13 protein-coding genes are annotated in these 12,767 nt (G+C 40.7%); all 13 read right to left on the bottom strand.

The annotated features are described in order from the left end of the window. Positions 1–115 precede the first annotated feature (115 nt). On the bottom strand, positions 116–472 hold the full coding sequence (gene cyoD, locus AAEY57_RS11630; RefSeq protein ID WP_008111918.1) for a cytochrome o ubiquinol oxidase subunit IV: 357 nt from the start codon (positions 470–472) through the stop codon (positions 116–118). Continuing rightward, a complete protein-coding gene (gene cyoC / locus AAEY57_RS11625) occupies positions 472–1,104 on the bottom strand; it encodes a cytochrome o ubiquinol oxidase subunit III (protein ID WP_350607912.1) in 633 nt (210 codons plus the stop codon). The genes cyoD and cyoC overlap by 1 nt, the downstream gene beginning before the upstream one ends. After that, on the bottom strand, positions 1,101–3,089 hold the full coding sequence (cyoB, locus tag AAEY57_RS11620) for a cytochrome o ubiquinol oxidase subunit I (RefSeq protein WP_024601893.1): 1,989 nt from the start codon (positions 3,087–3,089) through the stop codon (positions 1,101–1,103). Before cyoB ends, cyoC begins: the two co-directional genes overlap by 4 nt. 2 nt (positions 3,090–3,091) lie before the next feature. Next, a complete protein-coding gene (cyoA, locus tag AAEY57_RS11615) occupies positions 3,092–4,045 on the bottom strand; it encodes a ubiquinol oxidase subunit II (RefSeq protein WP_024601892.1) in 954 nt (317 codons plus the stop codon). A gap of 327 nt (positions 4,046–4,372) precedes the next feature. After that, on the bottom strand, positions 4,373–4,801 hold the full coding sequence (locus tag AAEY57_RS11610; protein WP_350607911.1) for a hypothetical protein: 429 nt from the start codon (positions 4,799–4,801) through the stop codon (positions 4,373–4,375). Between the two features lie 325 nt (positions 4,802–5,126). Further along, on the bottom strand, positions 5,127–5,339 hold the full coding sequence (nqrM, locus tag AAEY57_RS11605) for a (Na+)-NQR maturation NqrM (RefSeq protein WP_010391098.1): 213 nt from the start codon (positions 5,337–5,339) through the stop codon (positions 5,127–5,129). A 97-nt stretch (positions 5,340–5,436) separates the two neighbouring features. Continuing rightward, positions 5,437–6,462, bottom strand: a complete 1,026-nt coding sequence (locus AAEY57_RS11600; protein WP_350607910.1) for an FAD:protein FMN transferase — start codon at positions 6,460–6,462, stop codon at positions 5,437–5,439. A 140-nt stretch (positions 6,463–6,602) separates the two neighbouring features. Further along, positions 6,603–7,826, bottom strand: coding sequence for an NADH:ubiquinone reductase (Na(+)-transporting) subunit F (gene nqrF, locus AAEY57_RS11595; RefSeq protein WP_013464349.1), 1,224 nt, complete (start codon positions 7,824–7,826; stop codon positions 6,603–6,605). 17 nt (positions 7,827–7,843) lie between these two features. Next, a complete protein-coding gene (gene nqrE, locus AAEY57_RS11590) occupies positions 7,844–8,452 on the bottom strand; it encodes an NADH:ubiquinone reductase (Na(+)-transporting) subunit E (RefSeq protein WP_006791490.1) in 609 nt (202 codons plus the stop codon). A 10-nt stretch (positions 8,453–8,462) separates the two neighbouring features. Further along, positions 8,463–9,095, bottom strand: a complete 633-nt coding sequence (locus AAEY57_RS11585) for an NADH:ubiquinone reductase (Na(+)-transporting) subunit D (protein ID WP_006791491.1) — start codon at positions 9,093–9,095, stop codon at positions 8,463–8,465. Next, the gene (locus tag AAEY57_RS11580; protein ID WP_350607909.1) at positions 9,095–9,844 is read right to left on the bottom strand and encodes a Na(+)-translocating NADH-quinone reductase subunit C; all 750 of its coding nucleotides are present in this window, start codon (positions 9,842–9,844) and stop codon (positions 9,095–9,097) included. Before AAEY57_RS11580 ends, AAEY57_RS11585 begins: the two co-directional genes overlap by 1 nt. Beyond that, entirely contained in the window at positions 9,837–11,042 is a 1,206-nt protein-coding gene (locus tag AAEY57_RS11575; protein ID WP_350607908.1) for an NADH:ubiquinone reductase (Na(+)-transporting) subunit B, read from the bottom strand. Before AAEY57_RS11575 ends, AAEY57_RS11580 begins: the two co-directional genes overlap by 8 nt. Position 11,043: 1 nt before the next feature. Then, positions 11,044–12,387: a Na(+)-translocating NADH-quinone reductase subunit A gene (locus AAEY57_RS11570; RefSeq protein WP_350607907.1), complete on the bottom strand. Its 1,344-nt coding sequence runs from the start codon at positions 12,385–12,387 to the stop codon at positions 11,044–11,046. Positions 12,388–12,767 lie beyond the last annotated feature (380 nt).

Raw genomic sequence — 12,767 nt, 5'->3', positions numbered from 1 at the left:
GGCATTGATGCTGCGTTATCGCCTATTTATGGGGAATAACCACACCACATAGGCTCCGCCTTGCCTAAATACCAAACAGGCTGCTGCAGATTCAACCTTGAAAGGTCAACAGACCCTAGTACATCATCATTGCGTTTGATTCATAAATGATCCAAACAGACAGTCCAACCACCATGACGATGATCAACGCGCTAAACAAGAAGGTAAAGGTATTTGCTTTACCTTCATCAGTGGTGAAATTAAGGTGTAAAAAGTATTTTAAATGCACCCAAATTTGCACGATTGCTAAAGTAACGATACTCCAAAGCGTGGTGACCTTTGAAAAGTCGCCCTCCATCACCATCCAAAATGGAATGGCCGTTAAAATCACAGATAAGACAAAGCCAATTAGGTATGTTTTAACACTGCCATGTGACTGATCATGATGTTGGCTTTGCATTTGCTCTAAAGCATGTGTTTCGCTATGGCTCATTACATTGCCCCCATTAAATAAACAACGGTAAATACACAAATCCACACAATATCTAAAAAGTGCCAAAATAAGCTTAAGCAACTTAAGCGCGTGACGGTTTGTTTACCTAAACCGCGCTTAATCACCTCAATCATCATTATGCTCATCCAGATAAGGCCTGCAGTTACATGTAAACCATGCAAGCCCACTAATGAGAAAAACGATGTTAAAAAAGCACTTTGCTGTGGGCCATTGCCATGAACAATTAAATGATGAAACTCATAAATTTCCATACCAATAAACACCGCGCCTAAACAAAAAGTGACCGCGAGCCAACCAAGCGTCAGCGCCTTTTTTTGCCCTTGAGCGGCAATCATGGCAAAACCAAAAGTAATACTACTTATAAGTAGCGCCGCAGTTTCTACGGCAACAAAATCAAGCTCAAAAATATCTTTGCCCGATACACCACCTGCAGTGTTCATATAAAGCACTGCGTAGGTTGCAAAAAATGAGGCAAATAAAAGGCAATCGGTCATTAAATAAAGCCAAAAGCCAAAGATTGTATCGCCAGAGGTATCGTGATGCTCATACGTATGACTTACGCTATGAGGCTCTAAATTTACATGGCCTTGAGTTGCAGATAACGTACTCATGCGCTTACCTCCTTCGTATTACTGGCAATATGCGCGCCTTCTATTTGTAATATTTCATCGTTTTGCACGTAGTAATCTACATCGCTGGTGTAAGCACGGTTAATAAACAGCGCAATCGCGCCAATAAAACCAAGCCCTGCTAGCCACCAAATATGCCAGATCATGGCAAAACAAAACGCAGTTAAACTCGCAGCAATAAGCACACCCGATGCGGTATTTTTTGGCATATGAATTGGGCTATAGCTAGATTTACCTTGATAAGCTAGGCCTTTTTCTTTCATATCAGTCCATGTATCAATATCATCAACATGCGGGATTTCAGCAAAGTTATAATATTGTGGTGGTGATGACGTTGACCATTCAAGGGTGTGACCGTTCCAAGGATCGCCGGTGGTATCATCAAGCGCTTCGCGGTTTTTAAAGCTCACATAAAGCTGAATAACTTGGCAAATAATACCGAACATAATAATCACGGCGCCCACTGCAGCAATATAAAGCCAGATATTCCAATCAGGATTATTTGAGTGATTTAAGCGACGTGTCATGCCTAAAAAGCCAAGTACGTACAATGGCATAAAGGCTACAAAGAAACCGATTAACCAACACCAAAATGATGCTTTACCCCAACGTTCATCAAGCTTAAAGCCCATTGCTTTGGGAAACCAAAAAACAAAGCCGGCTAAGTAGCCAAATACTGCGCCACCAATGATGGTGTTATGGAAATGAGCGATTAAGAATAAGCTGTTATGCAATACATAATCGGCACCAGGGATTGCCAGTAATACCCCCGTCATACCACCAATACTAAAGGTAACCATAAAACCAAGCGTCCAGAGTACCGGTACAGTAATGCGCAAACGGCCACGGTAAATAGTAAACAACCAACTAAATAACTTAACCCCAGTAGGCACAGCTATGACCATGGTCATCACCCCAAAGAAAGCATTTACATTGGCGCTTGAGCCCATAGTAAAGAAGTGGTGTAACCATACAATAAAGCCAAGAATAGAAATGGCACCGCTGGCATATACCATCGATTTATAACCAAATAAACGTTTACCAGTGAAGGTCGACACTATTTCAGAGAAGATACCAAAAGCTGGTAATACTAAAATGTATACCTCTGGGTGACCCCATGCCCAAAACAAGTTGATATACATCATGGCATTACCGCCGGCTTCATTAGTGAAGAAGTGGAAATCTAAATAACGGTCTAGCGTTAGCATGGCCAGCACTGCGGTTAAAATTGGAAATGATGCTGCAATTAAGATATTTGCCCATGTACATGCCCATGTGAAAATTGGCATTTTCATCAGTGTCATACCAGGGGCACGCATTTTAAATACTGTTACTAGGAAGTTAACAGCGGTTAATAGCGTACCGAGCCCCGATATTTGCAAGGCCCAAATATAATAATCGACCCCCACCCCAGGGCTAAAGGTCAACTCCGACAACGGTGGGTAAGCAACCCAGCCTGTTTTAGCAAATTCACCAAATATAAGTGATAAATTTATTAAAATGGCGCCACTGGCAGTAAACCAAAAACTTAAATTATTTAAAAATGGAAAAGCCACATCGCGAGCACCAATTTGCAGTGGTACAACAATATTCATTAAACCAATCATAAATGGCATCGCCATAAAGATGATCATAATAACGCCATGAGCGGTGAATATTTGGTCGTAATGCTCTGGCGGCAGATAACCTGGCGCGCCACTGGTAGCAAGCGCTAACTGCGCACGCATCATAATGGCATCAGAAAAACCACGAAACAGCATGATTAGTGCTAATAAAATGTACATAACGCCTAAGCGTTTATGATCAACCGAGGTGATCCAGTCACGCCAAAGCACACCCCATTTTTTATATTTTGTTATTAGCCCAGCTATAATAAGCCCGACAACAGCAATCACCGCCATGGTAACCATGATAATAGGTTCATGAAACGGAATTGCATCTATAGATAATTTACCTAAAAACGACATGATTATTCCTCGCCCTGGCTGTGTGATGATGGCATTGAATGATTACCCATTGCTTGATGCTCATTACTCATCTGCTGATGTTTACCCATGGCATGATGTTTTTTATTCATATCGCCATGCGCCTGCATGTATTTCATCACTATGGTATGAAATAAACCGTCATCAACCTTGCCATAGTAAGCGACTGGGTTGTTCTCACTTGCTTTTGCAAGCTCAACATAATTGGCATGAGTAAGGTTATTAGCGTTAGTTTTTACCTGTTCAACCCACTGGTTGAAGTCAGCTTTTGTTGGCGTTGCGATGGCATTAAATTTCATACCAGTAAAACCCGCACCACTGTAATTAGCCGAAAAGCCTTTAAACGTGCCTGGCTCATTAGCAATTAAATGCAGCTTAGTTTCCATGCCCGCCATTGAGTAGATTTGACTACCTAACTGAGGGATGAAAAACGAGTTCATGGTGCTTTCTGACGTGATTTTGTATTCAACCGGAACATTAGCAGGAAATACCAATTCGTTTACCGTGGCAATACCTTGTTCAGGGTAAATAAATAACCATTTCCAATTAAGTGACACCACTTCAACAGTTAAGTGTTCACCTTTACCCTCTATCGGTTTATAGGGGTCAAGCTCTTGCGTTGACTGCCAGGTGATCACACCTAAAATAACAACAATAACAATAGGAACCGCCCATACAACAGCCTCAATCTTATTAGAGTGAGCCCATTTTGGTGCGTAAATTTCATGGTTTTGTGTGTCTCTGTATTTCCAAGCAAAATATAAAGTCATCACAATAACGGGGATCACAACTAACAACATAAGTACAGTGGCGATGATGATCAGATTTTTCTCATCAATACCTATCTGCCCTTTTGGGTCGAGTACCCCGCCATTACAGCCTGATAAAATCAGCGCCATACTAGCTAAAGCAATATTAAAAAGGTTACGAATTAACAAGGGACTATCCTAAAACCTAAAGAGTTTTTATTAGCTGCCAAAAATATTTAGCAACGATATTTGATAAAAACCCAAGTTAATTAAGATTGAATTACAATAATCCAGAGCGAATGCAAGCATGAAGTATTGACCACTGGCTTAATAGTAAACACCTAGCAGAACCAACCCAGCTTTTTAAACACATTAATATAACGCAATAAAAATTAACTTGGGTGAGGTGTGGTTGGCTGAAAGTGTGTAAAAAACACTAAGCTACAATGAAAGTAATCGTTATTTACAGCAAGAATAAATAATTAGATACCACAGGTGTAACCTATACCCATAAAATTAATGGGTAAACAGACAACCTGTAAAGCTAGGTGGAGCACGACAACCATGCGCAGCTTGCACTGGTTGCTGAACTTTAGCCTCGCTAAAAGCAAAGGCTGCTTTACGGAGGATTATCCCAGCACGACGCGCTGGAAACATGTGGAACAATAGCCAACAAAGGCCAATAAGTAACTGACACGATAAGATGGGATGAGCTAAAAATTCGGCAATTGTCAGTAATAATGGCTCTATAAAAAAGCCATCACTGACCAATGCTTCAAGCCTAAAGGCATCCTCAATAGCGCCACTAAGCAACATAACGACATTAAAAACTAATAATGTTACAGCCACACTCACGCCCTTTTTCGCTTTTTTAAAGCGCTCATGCAACACTGACTTACCTAAGGTAAGCAAAGAGCTGGTATGAAACAAAGAAAGTGAGTTCAAAAACATTAACCTATTAAAATGACTAATAACAAAATTCGGTGTACACCGTGGCAACAAAAAAGGTTGCAGCCGTAAAGCCTTATACAGTGACATGAAATACAGTCTCAACGCATTAGCACTATTTTGCCAAGCTAGTTTTGATCCGCATCAATAGAACTTTCAAAACTTACTGAAAGTTCGGGCATGAGTATAACAAAGAGAATTTTCTGTTCAAGATAAAAACACGATTATTTTATCGGCTGGTGATTTATTTATGCCGATATAAATAAAAAACCTCCCGTAGTGAGCTACGAGAGGTTTTTTTGTTTAAACAGGGATACCCTATTTAAAGAATTTGGTTTTCTTTCCATACTTGCTCTTTGGCTAGACGCTTTTTACGTTTATCGCATGGATCATCGCAATCACATGCTTTATCAATACCTACAGAGCCTAAGCCTCCGCAGCTACTCGCCATCGATTTTCTTTGTACTATCATGCCTATCGCCATCGCAGCGACAATTAAAATAAGTAAGCCAAAGGTTAGAAAAAAAAGTGACATTGCTTAGCCCCTATTGTTCAGCAATAAAATGAGCCCAAACATCATATCTGAGCTCATTGCATTATATACCCTCATGATAAGGATATAAACCTAAAGACTATAAATAAGGCTTAAATGCAGGGCTTGAATAAGTGACTAAACCATCAGGCGATTTAGCAATTAAATACACTGGTAAATCATGCTGCTGCGCATAACGTTGTGCTTTTTCCATTCCCATAACCGTTAAAGCAGTCGCTAAACCGTCGGCCGTCATAGCGCTAGGGTGTAAAACTGTAACAGAAACTAAGTCATGCTTAATTGGCATCCCTGTCATAGGATCAATAAGATGAGTATAGGTTTCGCCATCCATAGTATAAAAGATTCGATAATCACCTGAGGTGGCAATGCCATTATTACCCGGTGTTAATACGCGGTGTACTTTGCGCTCGCCCGGATTTGCATCAGGTTGTTCGATTGCTATTCGCCATGCTTGATTGTCTGGTTTTGTACCAGCAATACGCAGTTCTCCACCAATTTCAACCATGTAATCTGTAATGCCTTTACTTTGTAATAGCTCAGCAACTTTATCAATACCATAGCCTTTTGCGGTAGCCGAAAACGACAGCTCTAAATCAGCAACTGTTTTAGCTAACCCTTGCTCATTAAGGACTAGCTTATCTATACCAATGTTACTGACCATATTTGCCAGTGCTTCATCCGTTGGGCGCTTTGTTGGTTTTTTATCAGGACCAAATCCCCATAAATCGATCAGCGGTCCCATAGTCACATCGAGTGTTTTAGTTGAATCACCAATTCGTATAGATTCTGCAATAACCGCTCTAAAGTCATCACTAATTGGCATTACTTGATTAGCACCTAAACGGTTAAAGGTGTTTATTTCTGAATCTTCAATATAGGTCGACATAGACTGGTTAATATCAACTAAAACCGCATCTATTTCTGCTTGTACTGCTTGAGGGTCCACTTGATCAGCGTAAAACTTGATGTGGTAAGTTGTCCCCATCGTTTTACCTTCAAGGTAAGCTTCTTCGTTGTGTTGTGAATTGCCACAACCGGTGATAAGTAACGTGGATATGATTAAAAATAAGGCTACCACGCCTTTAACTGTGCTTAATCGATTCATAATAGCCTACTTATAAAGGTTAAATAGAGTATCAACTAAAATCAGCGGTAAAGCCAAACTCAGTCAGTTGATATAAAAAAGCCTCATAACACTTAGTGCTATGAGGCTGGTATTTTAACTAAATTTATTTAGTTTGGGTATTAGCCACCGAAATCATCTAATAAGATGTTTTCTTCTTCTACACCTAAATCTTTAAGCATAGAGATAACTGCCGCATTCATCATTGGAGGACCACACATGTAGAACTCACAATCTTCAGGCGCTTCGTGGTCTTTAAGATAGTTCTCAAATAACACGTTGTGGATAAAGCCAGTGTAGCCTTCCCAGTTATCTTCTGGTTGCGGATCTGAAAGCGCTGTATGCCAAACGAAGTTATCGTTTTGCTCAGCTAGGCCGTCAAAATCTTCAACATAAAACATTTCACGCTTAGAACGCGCACCATACCAGAAACTAATTTTACGCTTAGAGTTTAAACGCTTAAGTTGGTCAAAGATATGTGAACGCATTGGTGCCATACCTGCACCACCACCTACGAATACCATTTCAGCGTCTGTGTCTTTAGCGAAGAACTCACCAAATGGACCAGAAATAGTTACTTTATCGCCTTCTTTCAGTGACCAAATGTACGATGACATTTTACCACATGGTAGGCTTAGGTTTCTTGGCGGCGGCGTAGCGATACGCACGTTAAGCATAATAATGCCTTCTTCTTCTGGGTAGTTAGCCATTGAGTAAGCACGAATTGTTTCTTCGTCTACTTTTGACTCTAGGTCGAAGAAACCAAAATGGTTCCAATCGCCACGATACTCTTCAGGAATATCGAAATCAGCGTATTTAACATGGTGAGCTGGCGCTTCGATTTGGATGTAACCACCCGCACGGAACGGCACTGACTCGCCATCTGGAATTTGTAGCTTAAGTTCTTTGATGAACGTTGCTTTGTTATCGTTAGAGATAACTTCACAATCCCATTTTTTAACACCGAAAATTGACTCTTCAAGTTCAATTTCCATGTCATTTTTAACATTAACCTGACACGCTAAACGACAACCTTCACGTGCTTCACCTTTAGAGATGTGGTCAAGTTCAGTTGGCAGAATATCACCGCCACCTTCTTTAATGTGAACGCGACACTGACCACAAGAGCCACCGCCACCACATGCAGAAGATACGAAAATACCTGACTCAGATAGTGCACCTAATAGCTTACTACCTGCTGATGTTTTAATGGCTTTGTCTGGATCGCCATTAATACCGATGATGATGTCACCGCTTGCAACTAGCTTAGATTTAGCACCAATGATGATTAAAACTAGTATTACAACGATAGCGATAAAAACACCAACGCCTAAGAAAATATCCATGATTGACCTCGCTATTATTACAGTGAAATACCAGAGAATGACATAAAGCCAAGACCCATCAAGCCAACAGTGATAAAGGTAATACCTAGACCACGTAAACCATCTGGTACGTCTGAATACTTCATTTTCTCACGGATACCTGCAAGTAATGTAATTGCAAGCGCCCAACCCACACCAGCGCCAATACCATAAACAACAGACTCGCCGAAGTTATAGTTACGCTCAACCATGAAGGCTACCGCACCAAAAATTGCACAGTTAACTGTGATTAGTGGTAGGAAAATACCTAATGCGTTGTACAGTGGTGGGAAGAACTTATCTAATGCCATTTCAAGAATTTGCACCAGTGCAGCAATAACACCAATGAAAGTTAAGAAACGTAAAAAGCTAAGATCCGCTTCTGGGTAACCAAGCCACTCTAGTGAACCTGGTGCTAATACCGCATGGTAAACCAAGTTATTAACCGGTACTGAAATACCTAATACAACAATAACCGCTACCCCTAGGCCAATTGATGTAGTTACTTTTTTAGACACGGCCAAGAAAGTACACATACCTAGGAAGAATGCTAACGCTAAGTTTTCAATAAAAACGGCTTTTACAAATAAACTAATATAATGTTCCACTTATCGCCCCTTACGCTTTAGCTTCTACTTGGTCTTTCTTATAAGTACGAAGTACCCAAATGAATAAACCAATAATGAAGAATGCACTCGGTGGTAAGATCAATAGACCCATAGGTTGGTACCAACCACCATTTTGTACTAATGGAATAATATCAACACCGAACAGTGAACCTTTACCGAATAACTCACGAATAAAGCCAACAGTAAGTAACACTACAGAGTAACCTAAGCCATTACCAATACCATCAAGGAAAGACATTAATGGCGGCGACTTCATTGCATAAGCTTCAGCACGACCCATTACGATACAGTTAGTAATGATTAGACCAACGAATACAGATAACTCTTTTGCCGTAGCGTAAGAGAAAGCTTGTAGTACTTGGTCAACCACGATTACTAATGATGCAATAATCGTCATCTGTACGATGATACGTACTGATGATGGGATATGGTTACGAATAGTCGAGATAAAAAGGCTAGAGAATGCAGTTACCAAGGTCAATGCAATTGACATGATTAATGCATTTTTTAAGCTAGACGTTACCGCTAGCGCAGAACAAATACCAAGTACTTGTAATGCGATTGGGTTGTTAGCGAAAACTGGACCAAATAGGACCGCCTTCATTTCTTTAGTATCAGCCATTAGTTCAATGCTCCTTTACGTACTTTCGCAAGGAAAGGGCCAAAGCCATTTTCGCCAGTCCAAAAATCAACTGCATGGTCAACACCGTTAGACGTTAATGTAGCACCTGAAAGACCGTCGATCTTATGCTCATCACCGGCTGCAGTCCCTTTAACGATTTGGATTGGTAACTCTTTACCTTCCCACGTTGCAGTCCACTGTGGGTTTTGAATTTCACCACCTAAACCAGGTGTTTCGTTATGTTTGTAGAAAATAATGTCTTTAATAGTTTCACCATCGCTTTCAAGCGAGATAAAACCGTACATTAAACCCCATAAACCATAACCCTGAATAGGAAGGATGATTGCATCAGTAGAGCCATCGTCTTTTTTAGAGATATAAACAGGCGCACGCTTGGTAATACGTTGAATACCGGCGATGTCCTTAATACCATTCTCTTTTAAAGGATAGCCTTCTTTGGCATCATACTTTGTTTTTTCAAAGTCAAAATCTTCTACCGGTTTAGCAAACTCACCACTTTGCATATTAACAAAGCGAGTTTCGATTTTAGCTTCAAACGTTTCGGCAACGTTATCAACTTTGCCAATACCAGCAGCAGCTAAGATATTGCTTTGAATATCTTTTGCTTTATTTGCTTTTTGCAGAGGGCGTAATTGTACAGATGTTAGCGATACAATAACTGCACACACTAAACATAATGAGACAACAACAGCTAGCGTTTTGCTAATTGATTCGTTATTACTAGACATTACGTGCCAACCTCCGCTTGATATTAGCTTGCACTACAAAGTGATCGAATAAAGGTGCAAACAAGTTAGCAAACAAGATTGCTAGCATGATGCCCTCTGGGTATGCAGGGTTAACAACACGGATCATGATAACCATAAAGCCAATAAGCGCACCGTATGCTAATTTACCTTTATCAGTAAATGCAGCAGATACAGGGTCAGTTGCCATAAAGAACATACCGAATGCAAAACCACCTAATACCATATGCCAGTACCAAGGCATAGCAAACATAGCATTGGTTTCAGAACCAATAGTATTTAGTATTGATGAGGTTACTACCATACCTAGGAATACACCTAGCACGATACGCCACGAAGCAATGCGCACGTAAATTAGGAATAAACCACCAATAAGTACAGCAAGCGTTGACGTTTCACCCATAGAACCTTGAATGAATCCGTAAAACGCATTCCACCAAAGCTCAATATCAGTCGCGTAATTTAACGTACCAGCAAACGCTTGACCAAGCATAGTCGCGCCAGAGAATGAATCTACGGCAGTCCATACTGTGTCACCTGAAATTTGTGCAGGGTATGCGAAGAATAAAAACGCACGACCAGCAAGAGCAGGGTTTAAGAAGTTACGACCTGTACCACCAAATATTTCTTTTGCGATAACTACACCAAAAGTAATACCTAGTGCAACTTGCCATAAAGGAATTGTAGCAGGCAAAATTAGTGCAAATAGCACTGATGTTACGAAGAAACCTTCATTTACTTCATGCTTACGCACAGAAGCAAACAACACTTCCCAAAAACCACCAACAACAAACGTTGTTGCATAAATAGGTAGGAAGAAACACGCTCCGTAGAACATTTTTGCGCCCCAACCTGCATCGGCAGTCAAATCACCACCTAGTAGCTGGAACAAACCTACTTGCCAAATGTTAGCTAGCTCAAAACCATTACCAAGTGCCATAGCTGCTTGATGACCGATGTTGAACATACCAAAAAACATGGCAGGGAACGTCGCCATCCACACTAAAATCATCATACGTTTTAGGTCGATGTTATCGCGAACGTGAGTTGAACCTTTGTTTACATAACCTGGTGTGTAAAAAATAGTCGCAGCGGCTTCATACAGTGCGTACCATTTTTCGTGTTTTCCACCTGGTTCAAAATGCGGCTCGATATCTTCTAAGAAAGTTTTTAAACCCATTTTAGCCTTCCTTCTCGATCGTAGTTAAGCAATCGCGTAGGGCTGCGCCGTACTCGTATTTGCCAGGACAAACGAAGGTGCATAACGCTAAATCTTCTTCATCTAATTCAAGCGCACCTAATGAAATTGCACTGTCTAAATCACGAGACAATAAGTCACGTAATAATAGCGTTGGCAAAATATCAAGTGGCATAACACGCTCGTAGCTTCCAAGTGGAACCATGGCACGTTTTGAACCACCCGTAGACGTTGTCATTTTGAATAAACGACTCGGAGTAAGGTGAGACAAGAATGTACGCGTTACAGAGAATTTATCACTACCTGGTGCAATCCAGCCAAACAATTCTTTTTCGCGACCTTCAAGTAATACAGATACTTGAACATGGTAACGACCTAAAAATGCATGAACGCCAGACGACGTAGCACCTGCAAGTACAGAACCAGAAATAACACGGTTATCACCGTCTTCTAATTCACCTGCAACTAAGTCATCAAGTGAAGCACCTAATTGTGTTTTCACTAAACGAGGATTCTTAACACGCGGACCTGCAAGCGAAATCACACGGTCTGTGTAAATTTCACCAGTAAGGAAAAGGTGACCATACGCAATAACGTCTTGGTAACCAATGTGCCAAACTTGCTTACTAGCAGATACTGGGTCAAGGTGATGGATATGAGTGCCAACAAGGCCAGCCGGATGCACGCCACCAAACTCATGTACTTCTACTTGAGCAATAGGTGAACTAGGAACTTGACTACCTGCTTGCTTACAAACAAATACTTTGCCATCGGTTAAACGTGATACAACAGCCAAACCTGCTTCAAACGCTTTCGCATTCTCAGCAATAATTACTGCAGGATCTGCAGCAAGTGGATTGGTATCGATAGCTGTCACAAAAATAGAGCTCGGATTTGCATCCAACGCTGCTACTTTACTAAATGGACGAGCACGAAGCGCTATCCATTGACCCGATTGAACTAGTACTTCTTTAGCTTTTTCACGGTCTAAGCTGTTAAGCTCAGTTTCCGAGAAAGAACCAAAGGTGATTTGCTCACTGCCGTTTACTTCAATAACAACAGATTGCAGAACACGTTTAGCACCGCGATTAATTTCTTTTACTGTACCAGAAGCTGGTGCAGTAAATAATACGCCTGGGTTCTTTTTATCTTCAAAAAGTACCTGGCCTTTTTTGACTTGGTCATCCACACGAACATGCATGGTTGGACGCATACCGATAAACTCTTCACCTAGCACAGCTACACGTTTGACGGCAGAACCATCATGAATAACTTGCTGAGGTGCGCCCTCTAAGGGTAAATCCAGACCTTTTTTTATATTGATCATACGCACTTGCACTACATTAACGGAAAGAAACTGAAAAATCGTACTAACCACGCCGCTATTTGTATTATTGCAAGCTATATAAAATGACTCGCTATAAATACCAAACAAGCAGCGCAGTAAAACTCCTCACATATTGCTTTGATTTTAACATTATTGTGGCTGACTATGCGAGTGTATTTATGAAAATTATACGAGAGAAACGTTTATTTAGTTTTGTAATTAACAATTAATAAAATACAAGCTAGACCAAAGTGGTAAATTAGCCAACAATTAGCAAATATTTTTTCAAATCAAAGCTAAAAAGTAAAAGATCCACCTTCTAAAGAAGGTGGCTTTGAATTAGCCCCCTAAAAGGGGGCGTTGTTTACTCCAGAGTTAAC

Source organism: Pseudoalteromonas sp. MER144-MNA-CIBAN-0113 (assembly GCF_040308965.1).
Taxonomy (GTDB): domain Bacteria; phylum Pseudomonadota; class Gammaproteobacteria; order Enterobacterales; family Alteromonadaceae; genus Pseudoalteromonas; species Pseudoalteromonas tetraodonis.
This window is presented reverse-complemented; position numbering and strand designations above follow the sequence as displayed.

Excerpts from the sequence above, each read along its gene's own strand:
- cyoC (WP_350607912.1), bottom strand. The coding sequence starts at position 1,104 with ATGAGTACGTTATCTGCAACTCAAGGCCATGTAAATTTAGAGCCTCAT.
- AAEY57_RS11600 (WP_350607910.1), bottom strand. The coding sequence starts at position 6,462 with ATGAATCGATTAAGCACAGTTAAAGGCGTGGTAGCCTTATTTTTAATC.
- AAEY57_RS11580 (WP_350607909.1), bottom strand. The coding sequence starts at position 9,844 with ATGTCTAGTAATAACGAATCAATTAGCAAAACGCTAGCTGTTGTTGTC.
- AAEY57_RS11575 (WP_350607908.1), bottom strand. The coding sequence starts at position 11,042 with ATGGGTTTAAAAACTTTCTTAGAAGATATCGAGCCGCATTTTGAACCA.
- AAEY57_RS11570 (WP_350607907.1), bottom strand. The coding sequence starts at position 12,387 with ATGATCAATATAAAAAAAGGTCTGGATTTACCCTTAGAGGGCGCACCT.
- cyoD (WP_008111918.1), bottom strand. The coding sequence starts at position 472 with ATGAGCCATAGCGAAACACATGCTTTAGAGCAAATGCAAAGCCAACAT.
- nqrM (WP_010391098.1), bottom strand. The coding sequence starts at position 5,339 with ATGTCACTTTTTTTTCTAACCTTTGGCTTACTTATTTTAATTGTCGCT.
- AAEY57_RS11585 (WP_006791491.1), bottom strand. The coding sequence starts at position 9,095 with ATGGCTGATACTAAAGAAATGAAGGCGGTCCTATTTGGTCCAGTTTTC.
- nqrF (WP_013464349.1), bottom strand. The coding sequence starts at position 7,826 with ATGGATATTTTCTTAGGCGTTGGTGTTTTTATCGCTATCGTTGTAATA.
- cyoB (WP_024601893.1), bottom strand. The coding sequence starts at position 3,089 with ATGTCGTTTTTAGGTAAATTATCTATAGATGCAATTCCGTTTCATGAA.